The sequence below is a fragment of the Streptomyces sp. LUP47B genome (genome assembly GCF_001746295.1).
In the GTDB taxonomy this organism is placed as follows: domain Bacteria; phylum Actinomycetota; class Actinomycetes; order Streptomycetales; family Streptomycetaceae; genus Streptomyces.
In genome coordinates, this window is the sequence record NZ_MJAH01000005.1 from 338,834 (window position 1) to 357,845 (window position 19,012).

The 19,012-nt window shown below is 68.6% G+C and carries 15 protein-coding genes; 10 read left to right on the top strand and 5 right to left on the bottom strand.

What is annotated here, in order from left to right; all coding sequences use genetic code 11:
- Window positions 1-36 precede the first annotated feature (36 nt).
- The 3 genes from BFN33_RS17660 to BFN33_RS17670 are packed head-to-tail and all read left to right on the top strand — an operon-like array spanning window position 37 to window position 4,516.
- On the top strand, window positions 37-1,128 hold the full coding sequence (locus tag BFN33_RS17660; RefSeq protein WP_069761020.1) for a PASTA domain-containing protein: 1,092 nt from the start codon (window positions 37-39) through the stop codon (window positions 1,126-1,128).
- A 30-nt stretch (window positions 1,129-1,158) separates the two neighbouring features.
- Window positions 1,159-3,369, top strand: coding sequence for a competence protein CoiA family protein (locus tag BFN33_RS17665; protein ID WP_069761021.1), 2,211 nt, complete (start codon window positions 1,159-1,161; stop codon window positions 3,367-3,369).
- Window positions 3,370-3,406: 37 nt separating this feature from the next.
- On the top strand, window positions 3,407-4,516 hold the full coding sequence (locus BFN33_RS17670; protein WP_069761022.1) for a TerB family tellurite resistance protein: 1,110 nt from the start codon (window positions 3,407-3,409) through the stop codon (window positions 4,514-4,516).
- A gap of 162 nt (window positions 4,517-4,678) precedes the next feature.
- On the opposite strand, the gene BFN33_RS17675 is transcribed toward BFN33_RS17670, so the two are convergent.
- The gene (locus tag BFN33_RS17675; RefSeq protein WP_069761023.1) at window positions 4,679-4,864 is read right to left on the bottom strand and encodes a DUF397 domain-containing protein; all 186 of its coding nucleotides are present in this window, start codon (window positions 4,862-4,864) and stop codon (window positions 4,679-4,681) included.
- A complete protein-coding gene (locus tag BFN33_RS17680; RefSeq protein ID WP_069761024.1) occupies window positions 4,861-5,712 on the bottom strand; it encodes a helix-turn-helix transcriptional regulator in 852 nt (283 codons plus the stop codon). Before BFN33_RS17680 ends, BFN33_RS17675 begins: the two co-directional genes overlap by 4 nt.
- Before the next feature lie 167 nt (window positions 5,713-5,879).
- Here BFN33_RS17680 and BFN33_RS17685 point away from each other — a divergent pair, with 167 nt between their 5' ends.
- Complete coding sequence (locus tag BFN33_RS17685) at window positions 5,880-6,359, top strand: ATP-binding protein (RefSeq protein ID WP_069761025.1); 480 nt, start codon at window positions 5,880-5,882, stop codon at window positions 6,357-6,359.
- A gap of 21 nt (window positions 6,360-6,380) precedes the next feature.
- Here BFN33_RS17685 and BFN33_RS17690 read toward each other — a convergent pair whose 3' ends face one another.
- On the bottom strand, window positions 6,381-8,603 hold the full coding sequence (locus BFN33_RS17690; protein WP_069761026.1) for a serine/threonine-protein kinase: 2,223 nt from the start codon (window positions 8,601-8,603) through the stop codon (window positions 6,381-6,383).
- 563 nt (window positions 8,604-9,166) lie between these two features.
- On the opposite strand from BFN33_RS17690, the gene BFN33_RS17695 reads away from it, so the two are divergent.
- The 4 genes from BFN33_RS17695 to BFN33_RS17710 all read left to right on the top strand — a co-directional run bounded on the left by BFN33_RS17695 (window position 9,167) and on the right by BFN33_RS17710 (window position 12,582).
- Window positions 9,167-9,634 carry a hypothetical protein gene (locus BFN33_RS17695; protein ID WP_069761027.1) on the top strand — a complete coding sequence of 156 codons (468 nt, stop codon included), beginning with the start codon at window positions 9,167-9,169 and terminating at the stop codon, window positions 9,632-9,634.
- A 24-nt stretch (window positions 9,635-9,658) separates the two neighbouring features.
- Window positions 9,659-10,171 (top strand): hypothetical protein, encoded by a 513-nt coding sequence (locus tag BFN33_RS17700; RefSeq protein ID WP_069761028.1) that lies wholly within the window; start codon window positions 9,659-9,661, stop codon window positions 10,169-10,171.
- Between the two features lie 144 nt (window positions 10,172-10,315).
- Window positions 10,316-11,521 carry an ATP-binding protein gene (locus tag BFN33_RS17705; protein WP_079140863.1) on the top strand — a complete coding sequence of 402 codons (1,206 nt, stop codon included), beginning with the start codon at window positions 10,316-10,318 and terminating at the stop codon, window positions 11,519-11,521.
- On the top strand, window positions 11,518-12,582 hold the full coding sequence (locus BFN33_RS17710; protein WP_069761029.1) for a ParA family protein: 1,065 nt from the start codon (window positions 11,518-11,520) through the stop codon (window positions 12,580-12,582). Before BFN33_RS17705 ends, BFN33_RS17710 begins: the two co-directional genes overlap by 4 nt.
- Window positions 12,583-12,665: 83 nt before the next feature.
- On the opposite strand, the gene BFN33_RS17715 is transcribed toward BFN33_RS17710, so the two are convergent.
- On the bottom strand, window positions 12,666-13,064 hold the full coding sequence (locus tag BFN33_RS17715; RefSeq protein ID WP_069761030.1) for an EVE domain-containing protein: 399 nt from the start codon (window positions 13,062-13,064) through the stop codon (window positions 12,666-12,668).
- 153 nt (window positions 13,065-13,217) lie between these two features.
- On the opposite strand from BFN33_RS17715, the gene BFN33_RS17720 reads away from it, so the two are divergent.
- On the top strand, window positions 13,218-15,335 hold the full coding sequence (locus BFN33_RS17720) for an McrB family protein (RefSeq protein WP_069761031.1): 2,118 nt from the start codon (window positions 13,218-13,220) through the stop codon (window positions 15,333-15,335).
- The gene (locus BFN33_RS17725) at window positions 15,328-16,566 is read left to right on the top strand and encodes an McrC family protein (protein WP_069761032.1); all 1,239 of its coding nucleotides are present in this window, start codon (window positions 15,328-15,330) and stop codon (window positions 16,564-16,566) included. The genes BFN33_RS17720 and BFN33_RS17725 overlap by 8 nt, the downstream gene beginning before the upstream one ends.
- A 74-nt stretch (window positions 16,567-16,640) precedes the next feature.
- Here BFN33_RS17725 and BFN33_RS49830 read toward each other — a convergent pair whose 3' ends face one another.
- Complete coding sequence (locus tag BFN33_RS49830; protein ID WP_141757972.1) at window positions 16,641-18,956, bottom strand: DUF2786 domain-containing protein; 2,316 nt, start codon at window positions 18,954-18,956, stop codon at window positions 16,641-16,643.
- Window positions 18,957-19,012: the final 56 nt, after the last annotated feature.

The following is a 19,012-nucleotide window of genomic DNA, read 5'->3' on the forward strand; positions in this document are numbered from 1 at the left end:
CGTGCCCAGGCTCGCACTTGAGGAGTTGAGCACCACGTGAATCCATACACTGCCCCGGCCCTGTCCCGTCCCTGGTGGAAGAGCACACAGGCCGTGCTCGGCATCCTCGTCCTCGTCGCCCTGCTCGGCGCGTTCAGCTTCGCCCTGGGTTTCCTCGTGATGATCGGCGCCATGGTGGCCGTGTGGGTGCTGCCACCGTGGCGCTGGTTCGCCAGGCTCGGAGCGACGGTCGGAGCCCTGATCCTCCTGACGGTCGGCGCGGGCCTGGGTGGACAGCTCGACGACAACGGCACCAAGTCAGCGCACGCGGGCGGGGCAAGCGGTGAATCCGCCCAGGCATCCCCGACCCCGTCCAAGAAGTCCCAGCCCGCCATCGCCGTTGACTACGTCGGACAGCAACTGGACGAGGCCGAGAAGCGGGCACGCTCCGCCGGCTACACCGCTGCCCATCACGACGCGGCCGACAACAATCGCGTGATCGTCCTGAGGTCCGGATGGACCGTGTGCTTTCAGAAGGCTGACACGGCCGCGAAGACCATCGACTTCGCGGCCGTCAAGAGCCCCGAGCCGTGCCCTGAGAAGGACGGCGGCCCGCTCCCGTGGCCGAAGATGCCAGCCGTCGTCGGCGCCACCTACAACAAGGCCGTCGAGGATCTGAAGCAGGCCGGTATCAACCTCGACCGCGTCACGCTCGACGACGTCTACCTCGACATCGACACTCCGACCGCCGAGGAGGCCACGGAGGACGGCGATGAGTGGCGGGTCTGCTTCCAGTCCCCGGACGAGGGAACCAAGGTCGACTTTGCCACCACGGTCCGCCTGGACCTGGGCCAGTGGACCGACGCAGACCTCGTCCAGGATTGCCCGTCCGCCAAGGACACCACCTACAAGATCCCCGCCAACGACCCCGACTACGACAACGACGACAACGGCACGACCGGTGGCGGCTCGACCGATGGAGGCTCCTCGTCCTCCTCCGGCGGTTCCACAGGCGGTGGCAACAGCGTCGGCACGGTCCACCCCGGCTCGTTCTGCTCCCCGCGCGGCGCGACCGGCGTCACCGAGGCAGGAACCCCCATGGTCTGCGGCCCCGGCTCCGACGGCCGTAACCGCTGGCATAGCGCCTGACCCGCCACCACCCGTCACCAGGAGCCCCCGTTGTCGTACGCACAGGAAGAAGACACGCGCAAGGTCCAGACCGCAGTCATCGGCCGGGCCGAGTCGGACCGGCCGGTGTTCCTGCCCTACGACCATGACGACTTCGAGAGATTCATGCGAGGTCGGACACGCGACGACTTCTACTGCGGCGTGCTGCTCGGCGGCTGCGGCAAGCGACTGTCCCCGAAGCGGTACACGGACAAGAAATGCCACTTCGCGCACCGGCCGCCCGTGCACTGTCGGCGCACGGACACCGGTGAGGACAGCGCCGACCACCTCTACATCGGACGAGCCGTCGCCGACTGGCTGAAGCGGCAGGGGCAGCGGGCAGTCCAGCCCGTCTACAAGCCGAAGGGGCACCGGGTCCGCGAGGCCGTCGACGTGTCGTACGGGGCTGGACGCCGTCTCATACGCGTACAGCTCGCTCGGCGGTCGAAGCGGGAGTGGGAGGAGGCCGACACGGAACTGCGGGTCCGGCACTCGGAGCTCGACTGGCTCTTCGGGCCCGACAGCCTCCTGGCCAACTGGCAGATCGAACGGCAGGGGTACGCCCTCCGCGTGCAGTGCCGGTCTCTCGGGGCGACGCGAGAGGTGGAGGTCGGGACTCAGTTTCCCGACATGCCCGTGGAGTGGACCTCACTCTCGGAGTGCACGCTCACCCCCGAAGGCATCGTCACCCCGAGCCTCCTCCACACAACGGACGGCATCGTTCCACGCCATGCCGCCGCACCTGTGGAACCTGCCCGTCCTCTGTCCGGCCTGCCGCTCACCCCGACCTCCGTACTCATCACCGACGCCACGCCGGCTCACACCACCGACACCGACCACTGGTTCGACGTCTCCCTGCGCGTCAACGCCCGCTTGTCACTCCCCGCCCACGCGGATTCGCCCGAGCGTCAGCACACGTACCTGCCCCTGGACGCCGTTGTCTCCCTCGAGAGCGATGGCACATGGCTGATCAAGGCCAGTGCCCTGCAACGCGTCGGGACCAAGCCCACTGACGGGCCCATGGTCAGGGCCACATCATCCACCTACACCCACGAGCCATCGTCAGAGAGGCACCCTCTTCCCTCTGATGCCGAACTCGTCGCCTCTTTCCGCAAGACGCTGGAGAACACCGCGCGGAGCAGGAACGTCGTCACGACGGCAACCCTGTGCAAGGGAGCGTCCCTCCACGGCCACACACTCTCCGTGGACCGGTGGAGGGAACTCCTCCTCCAGGTCGAACAGCCCCGGACACCGGGCAAGCCCGTTCTGTCATCCCTCATCAAGGGGCGAGACGGCGGCCCAGCCTCGTTCTTCAAAGAGGTACTGCACGGACTCGGCTGGACGAAGAGTTTCTCCGACGCCGAGTTGCTCGACATCTGGAACCTCGAGCGTGGCCGCGTTCAGGCGGCCTACAGCAGAAGCAGAAGCCAGCCGAACTCGCCGTCTCGGCCCATTCATGAAGTCTCACGTCGGCCGCCGATCAGGAGCGGACGCAAGGAGGCCGAGTCCCGTGCCGCGTTCGACGCGCTGCTCGACCTGACGCACGAGGCACAGCAAGCCGGTGACCTCGACGCCTACGAGCAGAACCTGTTCCTGGCGGAACAGGCCGCGCCTTCGACGGATGCCCACGAGACCCTGCGCGACCTCACCGACTGGCTCGTGAACCAGCGCGCCGACGAGTTGCACGAGTCGTGGGAGCGCCTGTCAGCGCTCGTCGACGAGATCAACCGTGACGGAGACGATCTCCATCCGGACCAGCTGCGGCTCGCTCTACGGAGTGCCAACGACCTAGCCGAGGAGCTCGGGGGCGATCTGGCAGCAGAGGAACGCCAGGACATCGCTCGTTGGCAGCGACACCTGGAGCGGATGACCGAGCGTCTGACTCTGTCACAGATACGTGACCTCGCCGTCGCCGTGCGCTTCGCGCTGCGGCAGAGCGCGCGTGAACGCCGTACGACGACATGGGGCGAACTGGCCCTGCGGATCGGGGCTCCCCTCGCGGCTCTCCACCCCGACGACAAAATCGCCGTACTGGTCGAGGCCGACCGTGAAACACCCGACGACTGGCCTCCGCTGTCCGCCCTGGTCACAGCGCACGGAGGCGAACGGCCGCATCCGCTGTACCAGCAGATCCTTTTCAACCTGGACCGGATCGCTCCCCCGCCCGAGGCCCTGTTCATGCACTGGCGCATGGCACTACGTCGCCACTCCGAACTGCGGTGACGCCACCCCGATGGAAACGAACTCAGGAGACCCCACCATGCCCAAACCCCCGACTGATGCCGCCGACGACATTGCCGACCGGACGTCCGTCGAGCAAGAGCGCTCCGAGATACGCGAGTTCGTCAAGAGCCTGAGCGCGGACGACATCAAGTCGGGCAACTGGTTCACCAAGCTCTGCGCTCAGGCCATGAGTTCCTACACCGCGAAGGTCGACTGGCAGTACTTCCAGGAGCGCTACGAGGGCGTGCCCCCGGATGGCATCGTCGATCAGCGGATCAAGATGGCGGCCCGGTACGCCGCGATCGAGGGCGGACTCTCCGCCGGGGCTTACACGGCGGCCGTCGCATCCACCATCGGAACCCTTGGCGGGGCCTCTCCGGCCGCCGTCCCGGCCGCCGTCGCGACGATGATGGTCGATGTCGCGTTCACCAGCCGACTCCAGCTCCGCCTGGCCTACGACATCGCGGTCCTCTACCAGGTCCCGCTCGACCTGTCCGACCCCGAGGACCTGTGGAAACTCATACGAGTGGCCTTCACCATCAAGAGCGGGGAAGTGGTCCAGGAAAGCGCGCTCAAGGCGGTCCCGCTCGTGGTACGGCAGGTGATCAAGCGCTTCTACTCCAAGGGGGTGCTGAACGCCGCGAAAGGGCTTCCCGTCGTCGGGAAGTATCTCCTGCAGCGCAACGTCATCAAGATCGGCATCCCGGTGGTCGGCGTACCGCTGGCGGTGGTGTTGAACCGCTATACGACGCTGGTCGCGGGGAGGCACGCGCAAGCCGTCTTCCGCAACGAGGCACGCGTGATCGAAGTCGCCGAAAGGCTGAGCAAGCGGAGTCGGCACCCACAGGCGATGTTGTGGGTCGCTTGGCTCGTCATCCGGGCGAATCACAAGATCGCCGACGATGAGGCGCTGTTGATGCGCCACCTGGTGAGACTGGTCCGGGAGCAGCATCAGGTCGTCGATGAACAGCTCGCTCGCCTTGTCGACATCGACCCCATAGAGGTGTGGCAACGCCTGGACGCCGAATCAGGGGATCTGAGCGACCTCCTCGACGTGGCCAACCAGGTGGCCGCTGTGGACGGCGACGTCAACTCACGCGAGAGAGCCGTCATCTCCGAGCTTCAGGATCGCTGCCGTCGAGGCTGACAACGTCACCAGTGGCCTGGCCACAAACGAACCCCATGGGTGGAGGGGCTTCTACGGTCGGGGCAGACCCGTCCAAGCCCGTGCCTGACAGACGCGTCCGGCCCCGGTCGGTATTCCCCGACCGGGGCCACTTCATGGCCCGAGTGCCACCCCGTGAACTCTTCAGACCTCCGAGACGAACCCCACGAACCGCGACCACTCCTCACGCCCGACGGCGAAGTGCGGGCGAGTCACGTCCTTGGAGTCCCGTACACAGATGGCGTGCTCAGTCGCGGCCACCTCGATGCAGTCGTCCCCCTGGCTCCCGCTGTAGCTGGACTTGAACCAGGCGAGTTCCGTCGTGCTCATAGCTCTCCTCGCAGTCGCTCCAACAGACCCCTCGACTCTTTGGGGTTGAGGGCCTGCGAGCGCAGTGTGTCATAGCGCTGTTGAAGGAGGCTTACCTCTTTCACGTCGGCAATCAGCCGTCCGTTCTGCTGCCCTTCGGAGTACGCGAACCGTCGCCCCTCCGACGTTTCCAGAAGCCGCACAGGACCATCCAGACACGCATGCAACCCCGCCTCCAACGGCACAACCTGAAGCGTCACGTTGCGCGGTGCGCTGTGTTCCAGCACATGGTCGAGCATCGCCCGCATCTGCTCCATGTCACCGAACCGCCGCCGGAACACGTGCTCCTCCACGATGAAGCTGAACGGCACGGTCGGCCGCTCGTACAGCATCCGCTGCCTCTCCATCCGGACGCCGAGCAGAGTCTCCAGCTCCTCATCCGTGACCACCGGAATCGTGCCCTCGAACACCGCCCGCGCATACCCCTCCGACTGCAACAACCCCGGCACCAGCCGGCACTCGTACGTGCACAGGCTCACCGCCACCTTCTCCAGTCGAGCCCACCGCCGGAACCAGGCCGCCAGCCCCGCCTCGCCCCGAGCCAGATGCCCCGCCGCCTTCCGCAGCGCACCCGTGTTCCCCAGGACCTCCTCAGCCCGCTCCACGAAGGATTCGTCGGGCATGCGGCGCCCCAACTCCACCGACTCCACGGTGTGTTTGGAGAACCGGACCCGTGCCCCGAAGTCCACCCGGCTGAGCCCCGCGTGCTCGCGCAGGGCCTGGACGACCGCCCCGAACGTCCTCAGACTGTCGGAGGGGTCGGGCTCGCGCTCCCAGTCGCACGCCGTCACGTCAATGCTGTCCGTCATACGCGGCCACCTCCAGATACGTACGTCCTCTGCGGTTTCTCCGCGATCGACAGCACCCAGCGTGACGGCAAGATCCCCGTACCGTCCACAGAACGTGCCCGTACGCTGACGCAGCGTACGGGCCGCGCTACTGGAACACACTCCCGCACGCCCGTCACGGTTGTCCCATGCACGCCTCTACGCCCCAACTCCACGCCACCGCACGCACGTTCGCGCAGCGGCTCTCCTCCACCCGCCGGGGCGCCCGTCTCGCGCGGCTCCTGGCCGTGGAACGGCTGACCGCCTGGGAGACGTCACCACAAGTCATCGAGCGAGCGGAACACGTCGTAGCGGAGCTTGCGGCGAACGCGGCGCTGCACGGCCGCGTCCAGGGGCGTGACTTCCTGCTGGCGCTGACGCTGGACAATGCGGCCGGCACCCTGCGCATCGCGGTGAGCGACATGCGGGGCGAGCGCCGCCCCGCGATCCCTCCGGAGGGGGGGCCGGATCACGAGTCGGGTCGCGGGCTGCTCCTGGTCGACGCCCTGGCCGACCGCTGGGGCACGGAACCGTTCCCGCCTTCGGGCAAGACGGTGTGGGCACTGCTGCTAACACAGTCCCCGCCGCGCGACCGGCCGTTCCCGGAAGTGACCGGACCCGTCGGCTGAGGGCGTCCGGCCGTCACAGCATCAGGAGGCCCAGTCCGGCAGGCGCGGGTTGCTGACTGCCCCGGGGATGTCACACCAGGGGCGCAGTTCCTTGTAGGCCTTCGCCTCGTCGTAGGCGGGGTAGGCCCCGTACCCGTTGTAGGCCTGGACGAGGGCGATGCACGCGGCCTCCGTCTTCGTGTGCACCGTCCCCGGGTCGAGTTGTTCGACACCGTCCGCCGCGGCTCCGTAACAGTTGGCGAGGGTGCCCTGGTCGTCCGTCTGTTCGCCGCTGGCGGCGGCTTTGTCCAGGGCCACGACGGCGTCCGCGCAGTCGCGCGGCATCTCCGTGGCCTCGAAGCCGATCCCCTCGATCAGTTCGTCCACGGCCACCTCGGCGGCCTTGTCGTGCTTCCCGTAGGTGTAGAGGAGGTACTTGCTGTACGGCAGCCACCAGACGCGGTGGCTGCTCTTGCGGGAGCCGTCGTAGTCGGGAAGCACATCCGTGCCGAACGTCCAGCTCATGGCCTTCTTGCCGCCGACTTCGGCCAGCGGCCCGTCCTTCGTGGAGATCACCGACTCGTCCGTGACGGTGTCACTGTCCTCGTTCTCGACGGACCACATGGAACCGGAGTCCGTCTGGCCCTCCTTGATCTGGTCCAGGGTCAGACTCGGGGAGTACATGATGCGCACGCCGGTGTCGGAGTCCCCGTGCAGGATGAAGTCGGCACTGGTCGCGGCGGTGGTTCCCGAAGTCTCCGAGGTGTCCCAGGAGGATCCGGCGTCCGCGTCCTCGTCGCCCGACCGGAAGAACTCCAGGTCCGAGTCGACGGGGAGCGTGACCCGCAGGCCGCCGAAGAGGGCCACCGGTTCCGGCTCCGATGCGGCGGTCTCCTCGGCGCTCGGGGACTCGGACGCGGAGGGTGGCGCGGCGACCGGGTGCCGACTCGTCGCCGTCCGCTTCGGCTCGGCCGTCGAACCGGTGGCGGGGTGCCCGGCGGCGCCTGCGGTCCCGCTGTTGCCGGCCGCCACGGCACCGGCCACGACGCCCAGCACCGCGGCAGCGGCCACCGTGCAGAGGACGACCCGGCGACTTCGCGTACGGCGCCCGGCAGGTGCGGCCCCCGAGGCGGCGGGAGGCGGTGCCGGAGCTTGGGATGAAGGGGTGACCGGGGGAGCGTGCCGACGTACGTCCTGCGCGGTCGGCGAGAGCGCCGGCTCTCCGGACGCCTGCTGAAGAGGGGGCTCCGAGGGTTCCGGAGGAGCGGCGGTCTCCTCATCGTTCACGGGCCCCTTGCGCGCAGGTTTCTGACCGCCCACAGGCTCCCTACCCGCAGGGGCCTCGTCGGCGGAGGGCTCGGCGGGCAGGGGCACGTTCCAGCGCACGCGGTCCAGGGGCACGGTGACGGCGGTTTCGGCCCGTTCGAAGGACCGGGTGTAGGCCATGGTCGGGAAGACGGCGGTCCCTGTCGGCCCGTACACGGCGGCCGCCCGCTCGGCGATCTCCGCCGCGCTCGGCCGCTCCCCGGGGTCCTTGTGCAGGGCGTCACGGACCAGGGGCCGCAGAGCGTCGGGCACGCCCTGGAGCGAGGGCGCCGCACTGATGATGCGGTGGTTGATCCCGGTGGGGGCTCCGAAGGGGTGGACCGCTGCCGCGGCGTAGGCGACGAGCAGCCCCCAGCAGAAGATGTCGCAGGCCGGGAGGGTGGTGCCGTCGGTGAGCTGCTCCGGTGCCATCCAGCCAGGAGTGCCGGTCGTCACCGATGTCGCGGTGATGGCGGTGGCGTCCAGGTGGTGGGCGATGCCGAAGTCCACGACGTGTGGACCGTCGGCCGCCAGGAGTACGTTCGTCGGCTTCAGGTCGCGGTGGGCGACCCCCGCGCCGTGGACGCAGGCCAGCGCGTGGGCGACGGCCGCCGCGAAGGTCAGCAGGTTGTCCGCGCGCAGGGGCCCGGTGTCCCGGACGTGCTGGTGCAGGGTGTTGCCCTGGACGTAGGCGGTCGCCAGCCAGGGCAGCGGGGCGTCGGGGTCGGCGTCGACCAGCGGCACGAGGTACGGGCCGGTGACCTTGCGGAGCGTGGTGGTCTCCCGGCGGAAACGGGCCCGGTGCGCGGGGTCGTCGGCGAAGCCCTGGTGAAGGACCTTCACGGCGAGGGGACGCCCGCTGTCGGGGTCGGTCGCGTAGTAGACCGTGCCCATACCGCCGGTTCCGAGGTGCCGGGTCGGCCGGTAGGGGCCGATGCGTTCGGGCAGGTTCACCGGCACGGGACGCTCCTCGGCGCCGGGCACGGCCGTACGGCCGACACCGTCCGCGCTCGGAGATCACACCGCGGATCGCGCTGATGAGTCATGTACCCCCCTGATGTTCTGCGCCTTCGCGTACCGATCGGTACGCTGCGACGCGGCCGACTTCGGGCGTCGGCGTACCTGCGGTCGACCGGCGGCTTCTCCCGCGAGCAGCGGCGGCCGTGCGATGAAGCCCCCCTCATCAGCGGAGACACTCTAATACCGCGCTCCCGACCGGTGGCAGAGGGGCCGTCAGCTCCGTCCGCCTGGGCTCGGCGATCAGTCGGCATCACCACTCGCTCGGTGTCTCGACCTCCCCGAGCCCGCACAGCCGATCGTACACAGGTCTGCACATCCTCGACGAGTCGAGTCTGTTGACATCGCCAACAGCAATGCCTCATGCTCCCTTTCGACGCCGTCGCCTGCCGACGGCGTTCCGGTCTTCGCCCGTAGGGCCTTTCCTGAGTGTCAGGCACAGCGAGGTGTCGGCCGACGCGTTCGCAGGAATGTTTCCGCGAACGCTTGAAGCCCGGGGGGGATTCATGAACTCGCGCAACAGGCCGTCACGCCCGGCCGGCTCCAGACCGCCGCACACGCGCAGGAGGGCGTGGGCCACAGGCGCGGCACTGCTCGCTCTCGGGCTCGTGGGCTGCCAGGAGGCCGGTCAGGACGACGCGGACACCGCACGCACGGCCGCCTCGCGGCCCGCTCCGACCATCACGGTGACAGCCACCGTCACCACCACCGCCGAGCCCACGCCCGCGCCGACGGTCACCAAGACCAAGACGGTCACACGGCCCGGCCCCACCGTCACCGTCACCAAAGCCGCGCAGGCAGCCGTATCCGGCAGTGGCAGTGGCACATGCTCCATAGCCTCCAACTCGGGCAACTGCTATCAGGCAGGGCAGTTCTGCCGGAACAGCAATCACGGAGCCGCCACCACGACCGCGGGCGGCACCCGCATCACGTGTACTTACAGCGCGAACGCCTGGCGCTGGGTCTACTCCTGACAGGACGACGGACGGAACCACGGCATGGGCTACAAGAACGAAGACGAGATCAAGCGGGCGCTTGGAATCGAATCCTGGCGGCATCTCTCTAAAGAGAAAATGATCAGATTTGTGGCGATGATGCCCGACATGAGCACTGAGGTGGCTCTGAAGATCATTGAACAGTTCCCCGCGTTCAAGGATTTCGCCAAGGATGTTGTGGGAGTGATGGAGAAGGCATATGAATCCACGCTCTCGGCCAACAAGCAGAGCCAGGAGCATTTCCATCGGGCCTGTCAGGAGGTAAGGGAAATCCTCAGGGTTGAACTGAGCAAAGACAACCTGAGTGCGGAAGACAAGAAATTCATCATCGAGCAGATCCAGGAAACCCTGAGGATGGAGTTCCAGAAGGACAGCGAGAACAAGCAGTTCTTGAGCGTGAATCTCAAGAGGGTGCTGGCCGGCGCTGGTGCCGCACTCGCCCTGAGCGTGGCTTTCGTCGGCGGCAAGGTGATGGCCGAAAGCAAGGACAGCCCCGATGACTCCCTGGAAGCCTGACCACCTGATGTCGGCGAGGCGGTGTGGGCCGGGTGCGCCAGGGAGGATGGGGAAACGTCGTCCCGCTGGCCGAGTGAGCCGGACGCGGCGCACAAGCGCAGGCTCCGGGCTTGGAACACGGCTGGGCCCAGCCCGCACGGCACAATGGGCACCGTGAGCGACAACAGTACGGATCTTGCGGACCTCCTGGGCACACAGGAGTCCGCGTCCCTCGAGTTCAAGCGCACCGCGAAACGCGAGGGGAGACGTGGAGACGCCATCGGCAACGCGGTGTGTGCCATGGCCAATGATTTGTGCGGCCATGGTGGCGGCGATGTCCTCATCGGTGTGGACGACAAGGGTCAGCCTGTCGACGATGTCGACCTGAGCGACCGGGCGCTCCTTCAGCTCACCGAGCTGCGGGACGACGGCCGGATCCTCGACCGTCCGTCGCTCACCGTCGATCGGGCCGTCTTCCGGGGCAAGCCGGTCATCCGGCTCCATGTCGAGGCCTGCGCGACTCCACCAGTCCGGTTCGAGGGCGTCATCTGGGTCCGCCCCGGTCCCACCACGCGCAAGGCGAGCCGCGAGGACGAACGCGTGCTGGCGGAGCGGCGGCGCGCCAAGGACATCCCGTTCGACACCCGGCCGCTTTCTCTCGCCCACCTCGACGATCTGGACCTCGATCTGTTCCGGCAGTCGTACCTGCCCTCCATGGTCGCGCCCGAGGTCATCGAGGAGAACGGCCGTCCCGTGGACCTCCAGCTGTCGTCCCTCCACCTGCTGACGCCGGACGGAACGCCCACAGTGCTCGGCCTGCTGACGGTCGGCCTCGACCCAGGGAGCCACATTCCCGGGGCGTACCTCCAGTTCGTCCGCTATCAGGGCACGGACCTCGACGCCCCCATCTCCGACGAGCAGGAACTGCGGCAGAACCTGGTCGGGATGTCGGCCCGGCTCGAACCCCTCCTGCGGAGCAATCTGCGCACCCGCCTCGTCGAGGACGGGTTCCGTGAGACGCCCCGCCCGGACTATCCACTGGAGGCACTGCGCGAACTCTGCATGAATGCCCTCATGCACCGGAACTACGAGACCTCATACGCGCCGACCCGCATCGTGTGGTTCGACGACCGCATCGAGGTCACCAACCCCGGTGGGCCTTTCGGGCAAGTACGGGAGGACAACTTCGACCGGGTCACCGATTACCGCAATCCGTCCCTGGCCGCCGCGATGAAGGGCCTTGGCTACGTGAACCGGTTCGGCAGGGGCATCGGCCGGGTGAAGAAGGCGCTGGAGACCAACGGAAACCCACCCGCCGAGTTCCAGGTCGATGACGCGTCCTGGGCCGTCGTCATCCGGAGGGCCGCATGACCTCTATCGCGCTGTTCAACAACAAGGGCGGTGTGGGGAAGACGACCCTCACCTACCACCTCGCGCACATGATCAGGCGACTCGGCTTGAGTGTGCTGGCAGTTGACCTCGATCCCCAGGCCAACCTGACCTCGATGTGCCTGGAGGAGACGGAGATCGAAGAGCTGTGGGAAAACTCCTCGGAGCTCATCGACCAGGGCGCGGCCATGGCGGGTCTGCCGGGCACAGGACGGGTGCGCAGCGGCCAGACGATCGCCGACGCCGTCCGTCCCATCCTGGAGGGCACGGGCGACATCGCGGTCGTCGAGCCCGCGCGGCTCCAGCCGGACCTCTGGCTGCTGCCGGGCAGCCTCGACCTGAGCCGCTTCGAGGACAAACTGTCCAATGAGTGGTCACGGGCCTATGCGGGCGATATCGCGGCCATTCGCACATCCACGTCGTTCCATCGCATCATCGAGCAGGCGGCGCGAGCCGTGGACGCCGATATCGTGCTGATCGACGTCGGCCCCAACCTGGGTGCCATCAACCGGGCGGCGCTGATCTCGGCCGACACCGTGCTGATGCCGCTGGCCGCAGACCTGTTCTCCCTCAAGGGCTTGAGCAACCTCGGCCCGACACTGCGCCAGTGGCGTACCGACTGGCAGTCCCTGGTCCTGCCCAGGGTGCCGAAAGGCATTTCCGCTCCTCGCGCGGCCATGCAGCCGCTGGGGTACGTCATCATGCAGCCGGAAATGCGACTCGACAGGCCGGTCAAGGCGTATGAGCGATGGCTTCAGCGCATTCCGTGGGTCTACTCCTCGGCGGTCCTCGACGAGTCGCCGCCCTCGCGTCAGGACGACAGCCATCGCATCGCCACCATGAGGAACTACCGGAGCCTGATGCCCTTGGCGCACGACGCGCGCAAGCCCATGTTCGATCTGAAGCCGGCCGACGGTGCACTGGGCAGCACCCAGCAGTACGTGAAGACCTGTTTCAAGGAGTTCAAGGCGCTGTCCGAAGGAGTTCTCGCCAGGGTGGTGGACCTCCCCCGGGATCCAGGCGATGCATCGGCGGCTGGTTGACGGTAGTCCTTCGGCGGTTACGTCCAGGCGTATTCGTCCGAAGTCCCCGTTGTGGCCGCAGCGATCCGCCCCGGGTGGTCATCTCACAGACCGGCCCGCTCCAGCAGGATTTTCAATGCCCCCGGCTTGACCTTCTGCACGGACCGCACCTGGCCGAGTTGCAGCTCGTCCCGGCCCACCGGGGCGCGGTACAGAGAGTCCGTGGGCTCGGGCAGCAGGGTCACGTCGACCCGGTAGGAGAAGTCCGGGTCGTCGGGGTCCTCTCGCGGCTCGTTGTCGACCTCGGCCACCGCGGCGACTGCCGCCTCCGGTTGGCTGAAGAAGAACCACAGGCGGTCGCCGGGGTTCATGCGGTTGCGTCGGCTGAGCCAGAGGTCGAGCTCGGGGTCCTCATGCGAGAGGCGGCGGACGGTCTCCTTGTCGGAGGGCTCCCCGTCCAGGGTGTCCCTGTTCGGATTGAGGATGTAGATCCAGTCCTCCACGATCTCCCCCTGTCGCCTTGGCCCTCGGCCCTTCCCGAGACGGAAAACGCCCTGCGGAGTCATGGTGACAGCCGTTCGGGCAACCCCGCAGAAGGATGCTCAACCTCAGCTCGTGAAATGGCCGTTGCCGCCGGTTCCGGCATGATGGCTCGTATGACGGGTGGGTTGGATGTGCACGCGGCCGTGGCCAAGTTCGACAGGGGCTCCGTGACGGAGGCCGAGTCGGCCGCCGAGGACGAGCGCAAGCAGGTGCTGGCCCGGTTTCCGCTGGAGGAGTGGGCGGAGCTGCCGCTGGAGCGCTACGCCCTCGGGCAGGGAGAGCCGCCCGGGTCGGGGCCGACGTACTGCCGGCTCATGGAGTTCGGCACACCCCACCTGGGGAGCATCAAGGGCGGCAGTGCCGCGAAGCACATCATGTACCACCACAACTCCGGCGAATGGCGGCTGGCCGCTCCGCTGAGAGGGATGGATCCGCAGGACGCCTGGGCGGAACTGCGAGGACAGTTCGTCCGAGCCTTCGAGGCCGCCGGGGCAGGAGACTTCGACGCCTTGGACGACCTCGAAGTGCTGCGCTACGGGCCAGCACTGGTGACGAAGACCTTGGCGACCTACTTCCCCGAGCATTTTCTGCCGATCTACGCGGGGGAACACCTACGCCGGTTCGTCGCCCTGCTTCTGGGCGACTTGGACCAGGGCGACGCCTCGGCCTGGCGCATCAATCGCCGCCTGCTCAAACTCGTCCGCGTACAGCCGGAGTTCGACGGCTGGACCAGCCATGAAGTGATGCGTTTCCTGTACGAGCACTTCGACCCTCGCCCCCGGCAACGCACCATCTGGAAGATCGCCCCGGGCGAGCGCGGCCGTCTGTGGGAGGAATGCCGGGACGGCGGGTTCATCTGCGTCGGGTGGGACGCGCTCGGCGATCTCGGCCAGTACCAGAGCGACACGGAGCTGAAGCAGGCCCTGGACGCGTACTGGCCGCGCAGCAGTGGCGGAAGCCTGACCCTCGCCCGCCGGCTGCTGGCCTTCCGGGACCTGGAGACGGGAGATCGGGTCGTGGCCAACCGCGGGACGGACGAGGTCCTGGCCACCGGCAAGGTCGACGGGAGCTACCGCTACGACCCGGACCGGCCGGAGTTCCACCACGTCGTCCCGGTGACCTGGGACCTCTCCCACGCGCAGAAACTGTCCAAGCCTCAGCACGGTTGGCGGTCCACCTTCGCCAAGGTCGACCCCTCCCTCTTCGCCAGGTTCACCGCGCACGACGTCGACTCCGGCTCCGCCCCGGGTACGAACCAGGCACAGGCGGGCACGCCCGTCGCGCTGCCCGAGGATGTACAGGCGGTACTGGACGCCCTGGAACGCAAAGGCCAGGTGATCCTGCACGGACCGCCCGGGACGGGCAAGACCCGGCTCGCACTCGGCGCCGCCCTCGCCCTGGACGGCCGCGCGGACGTGCTCGGCGCCGACGCCGACGCCCGCCAACGTGCCCAGGCGCAGGCCGAGATGCTGCACGGTGACCGTATCCGCTTGGTCACCTTCCACCCCTCGTACGGGTACGAGGACTTCGTCGAGGGCTTCAAGCCGGACCTGAGCGCCACCGGCCCGGGACTCACCCTCGCCCTCACCGACGGCCTGTTCCACGGCGTGTGCAGCCGGGCAGCCGCCCATCCGAACCATACGTTCCTGCTGGTCATCGACGAGATCAACCGCGGTGATCTGCCGCGGGTCTTCGGCGAGTTGATCACGCTCCTCGAACTCGACAAACGGAACCTGCCGGTCGCCCTGCCCGTGAGCAAGCGAAGCTTCTCCGTCCCGCCGAACGTCCGGGTCATCGGCACGATGAACACCGCCGACCGGAGCATCAGCCACCTGGACGCCGCGGTTCGCCGCCGCTTCGCCTTCCTGCCCGTGGGCCCGGACCCGGACGCGGTCTCGGGGACCGTGGGTCCCCTGGACCTGGCCGCGTTCTTCGAGTCCCTCAACACCCGCATCGCCCGCCATCTCGACGCCGACCACCAGATCGGGCACGCCTACCTGCTCCGCGACGGCGAGCCCATCGCGACCGAGGAGGATCTGGCCGCGGCCTTCCACCACGAGGTGATCCCACTCCTGGAGGACCACTGCCTCGGCCGGGCGGACCTGTTGCACCGCATCCTCGGCGGCCTGGTCGACGCCGAGACCGGGCGTCCGCTCCTCATGCCCCCGCAGGATCTGGCGGACGCGCTGGCGACCGAGTTCACCAGCGGCGTCATCGGCCCGGATGCCTGACCGCACGCCGGTCCAGCTCGGCGAGTACGAGTCCACCACGCTGGAGCCGGGGCAGCTCACTTCCCGGGACGTCGACCGTCTGCACGCCCTCCAGGCACGGGGCCGTCTCACCCTGACCAGGGAGCGCACCGGGTGGCGACTCAAGGCCGACGCGACCGTCGGAGTCCTGGTCCTGGACCGTGTCCGCGTGGTGATCTCACCCAAGTTCGCCATTCCCGGAGAACAGCTCATGAGCTGGCTCGCCTACGCCCTCGGCACGCCCGTCCCGGCGGCGGCCAGACGGTGGGCCACCGGCCCCGACGGTTACGCAGACCTGGTCGCCGCCGCCCTGCTCGAAGAGTGCGAGCGGCTGCTGCGGGAGGGCCTGCGCCGGGACTACGTACGCGGCCGGAGTGTCGAACCGGTGCTGCGGGGTCTTCTGGACGTGGCCGCCCAAGCCACCCGCCGCTTCGGGCAACTGGACCAGCTGCACGTACGCACTTTTGACCGGGTGGCGGGCATCTGGGACAACCGCGTTCTCGGGAGCGCGCTAAGGGCGGCTCTCGGCCTGACCGCCGGTCCTGGCCTTGCGCGCGCCCTGCACAGCGCCGCCGACGCCTTCCCACAGGCCCCGACCCCGACCGCGGCACTCCACGCCCTGGACCGCACCCACTACACGCGCCTCAACGCCCGCTACCGCCCCGCCCATACCTGGGCCCGCCTGCTGCTGCGCGGGGGCGGTGTGACGGACCTGCTCACCGACCAGGGCACTACGGCGGACGGTCTTCTACTCGCCATGCCCCCGCTCTGGGAAGCCGTCGTCCGCCGCCTCGGCACCGAGGCCGTCGGCCCGCACGGCGGCCACGCCGTACCCGGCGGGAGCGTCGCCGGCATCACCGTTGGCGGAGACCTGGGCAACGCCTCGGCCTTCCGGCCCGATCTCCTGCTCAGTTTTCCAGGACATGACACGGCACAGCGCACGCTGCTGCCGGTGGACGCCAAGTACAAGCGTTACGACCGTCACGGTGTGAGCTCGGACGACGTCCACCAGCTCCTCACGTACGGCAGCGGCTACGCGTCCGCCGGCACCCCGCTCGCTGTTATCGTCCATCCCCAGCCGGGCAGTCACACCCAGCGAACCCTCCAGGTGCGCGGCCCCAATGGCCTGTTGGGCATCATCCCGGTGCTCGGTGTGGACACCAGCGCCACGCCCGAGCAGGCGGCGGCCTGGATCGGCTCCATGCTGCGCTGACCATCGGCGAGACCGGTGCGGGACGGAGTCTTCCCCGGCCCGCAACCCTCTCGGGGCGCCGCGCGACACGTGCCTCAGGTGGCGAGCTCTGAAACCCGGCCCTCTTCGTCGAAGGCCGGGCCACCGATGTCGGCGTCCCGCCCGTCGGCGACTCCTTGCCAGTAGCCGGTGCCCTTGAACTTCGTCGGACGGGTCTTATTCAGCTTCGGGTACTGGGCGGCGAGCCGCGCCTCGACCACGGTCGTCCGGTCGGCGAGGACCAGCGCCACGCTGCGGCCGCCCGGTCCCTCTCCTTCCGCTTCGGTTCGCTGCTCGGCGGCGGCCCTCGCAACCTGCTGGGCGGCACCGATCCGCGCGGTCACCTCGCGGATGAAGCCGAGCATCCAGGAACGCTTGTAGGCGCGGGCGTCCTCGCCTTCGGGGCGATGCAGGCGGTCCGCACGGTCCGCGCCCTCCAGCATCTGCAGGCGCAGGCTCGCGAACAGCACCTCGGTGGCCTGGATGTCGGCCTCGAAACCGAAGAGGTGGACGCGGTGACGGTTGGCCTTGCCGCCGGGGTACACCGATCGGCAGCGCATCTCGTAGCCGATCCTGGCGAGCAGCCGACGCCCCTCCTTGACGTAGGGCGGGTACAGATCGACGATCCGGTCCACGGGCCGCTCTGGCTCGGTCACGTCGTCGAGCATCGCTTGCTCAATGCCGTACTTGGCCATGAGCTCGGTGGCCTTGGCCAGGTAAACGCGGGCCTCTTCCTCTGTGGCCCCCGCGTTCTCCGCCTTCCGCAGCAGCGATCTGACCTTGCCGAGCAATGCCTCGGGCAGTCCGTCGCGCGCGGCCCGGGGGCCGGGCCCGGACATGCCGGAGTCGGACGAGGTGCGGTCGTCGGCGCGCGTCCGGGCGTCCGCCGCGTCGCTCTCGTCCGTGCCGTCGTCGTCCTCCCGCGCGATCAGGTCCGCCAGGTCCTCCGGGTCCGGGACCAGCGCCGACAGCACCTTGAGCGCCCAGAGCCGCCAGGCGGCGGTGTCGTCACGACGGACCCGTGCTCGCACCGAGCGAAGCCGCTGGAAAGTGCCGTCGGCGCGCCGTACGAGGAACTCCAGCCGTGCGTGGCCGAGTTGGGCTACCGCCAGCAGCGCGCACAGGTCGAAGGCGCGGTCCGGGTCGTAGGCGATCTCGATCCCGGGTTCGGGGTACCACTCCTCCTGCTCGTCTTCCGGGCCCCCAAATCCGAACAGGTCGGTCAGCAGGCCCTGGGTCGTCGTGCCGGTCCTGACCCGCACGACGGACGTCGACGGCTTCCCGGAGTAGGCCAGCGCGGCCGCCCGCTCTTCGCGGGAGGTCACGACGTGGTACCAGACGGGGAGCGTGCCGAGCATGCCGTGCCAGGTGGTCTCCCCCCGGTCATGGTGCTCCCGCGCCTGCTGTTCGACGTCCGTGGCGAGCCGCTCGTCCCGCCAGGCATCCGTGCCGGGCTGTTCCTGCGCGTCGAGGAAGGCGTCCAGGTAGTCGGCGGCGGAGCGTCGCGCACCGTGCTTGCTGTCACCGAGCAGAGCCCGCTCGCACCGGGAGAGGGCGTCGATGACCGGCTGGAGTACGAGCGACATGTATCGCTTGACCGCTTCGGACAGCTCCACGAGGAACGCCCGGGTGGCCTCCGATCCGGTGGCCTGCTGTCTGCGGCGCCACGCTTCGAGCTGTTCGACGCAGGCCTGCTGCTCGGACAGCCACACCAGGTGCCCCGCGCCCTGGAGGTGTTCCTCCCGCAGCAGCACCGCGTCCTGGACCGCGGCAACGGTACCGGGTGCGTCCAGTACGGCCTGTGCCAGAAGCCGTACCGGCTCCGGCTCGTCGGCGAAGAACTCGGCGGGCGTGAGGAGTTGCCTGCCGTGTCGGCGTGGCATCGACTCCGGACGGTCGATCTCACCGTCCCGCAGGATCTCCGCCGACCACCGTGCCCGCCACCCCGCGAAGTCGGCGGCCTGATCGCCCGTTCCCGGCTGTTCCCGCCTCCACCACCACAGCAGGAGCTCCTCCCAGCCTTCGGCGTTCCAGGACCACAGGGCCGGCTCACCGCTCGCCGCCAGCCGGGACCGGAGTTCTCGTACCGCTCCCTCCAGATCGTGGAGCGGGCCCCCGGGCATCAGCCTCTCCAGCCAGTGGACCGTCTCCGCCACGGGCTGGGCCCGCGCCCCGTCCGCGGCCACCCGCGCGACCGTCACCGCCGCGACCAGTCTCCGGTCGCCCAGATCGGTGGGAAGCAGCCTTAACAGCCGGGGTCCCGCGGTCTCCAGGACGGCTGCGAGGTCCCCGGTCCTGATCTCCATCCAATCCGCTCGCCCCTGCCGGAACTCCCGCTCCGACAACCCGCCCGTACCGCTCATCACAGTCATGTGATCCCCTCCTCGACGCGAAAGGACATCCTAGGAAGCCGGGTCGCGGGTGAGAG

What these genes read in the sequence shown, in the direction of transcription:
- BFN33_RS17685 (WP_069761025.1), top strand. Translation starts at nt 5,880, where the DNA reads ATGCACGCCTCTACGCCCCAACTCCACGCCACCGCACGCACGTTCGCG.
- BFN33_RS17680 (WP_069761024.1), bottom strand. Translation starts at nt 5,712, where the DNA reads ATGACGGACAGCATTGACGTGACGGCGTGCGACTGGGAGCGCGAGCCC.
- BFN33_RS17675 (WP_069761023.1), bottom strand. Translation starts at nt 4,864, where the DNA reads ATGAGCACGACGGAACTCGCCTGGTTCAAGTCCAGCTACAGCGGGAGC.
- BFN33_RS49830 (WP_141757972.1), bottom strand. Translation starts at nt 18,956, where the DNA reads ATGACTGTGATGAGCGGTACGGGCGGGTTGTCGGAGCGGGAGTTCCGG.
- BFN33_RS17725 (WP_069761032.1), top strand. Translation starts at nt 15,328, where the DNA reads ATGCCTGACCGCACGCCGGTCCAGCTCGGCGAGTACGAGTCCACCACG.
- BFN33_RS17670 (WP_069761022.1), top strand. Translation starts at nt 3,407, where the DNA reads ATGCCCAAACCCCCGACTGATGCCGCCGACGACATTGCCGACCGGACG.
- BFN33_RS17720 (WP_069761031.1), top strand. Translation starts at nt 13,218, where the DNA reads ATGACGGGTGGGTTGGATGTGCACGCGGCCGTGGCCAAGTTCGACAGG.
- BFN33_RS17695 (WP_069761027.1), top strand. Translation starts at nt 9,167, where the DNA reads ATGAACTCGCGCAACAGGCCGTCACGCCCGGCCGGCTCCAGACCGCCG.
- BFN33_RS17705 (WP_079140863.1), top strand. Translation starts at nt 10,316, where the DNA reads ATGGGCACCGTGAGCGACAACAGTACGGATCTTGCGGACCTCCTGGGC.
- BFN33_RS17700 (WP_069761028.1), top strand. Translation starts at nt 9,659, where the DNA reads ATGGGCTACAAGAACGAAGACGAGATCAAGCGGGCGCTTGGAATCGAA.
- BFN33_RS17710 (WP_069761029.1), top strand. Translation starts at nt 11,518, where the DNA reads ATGACCTCTATCGCGCTGTTCAACAACAAGGGCGGTGTGGGGAAGACG.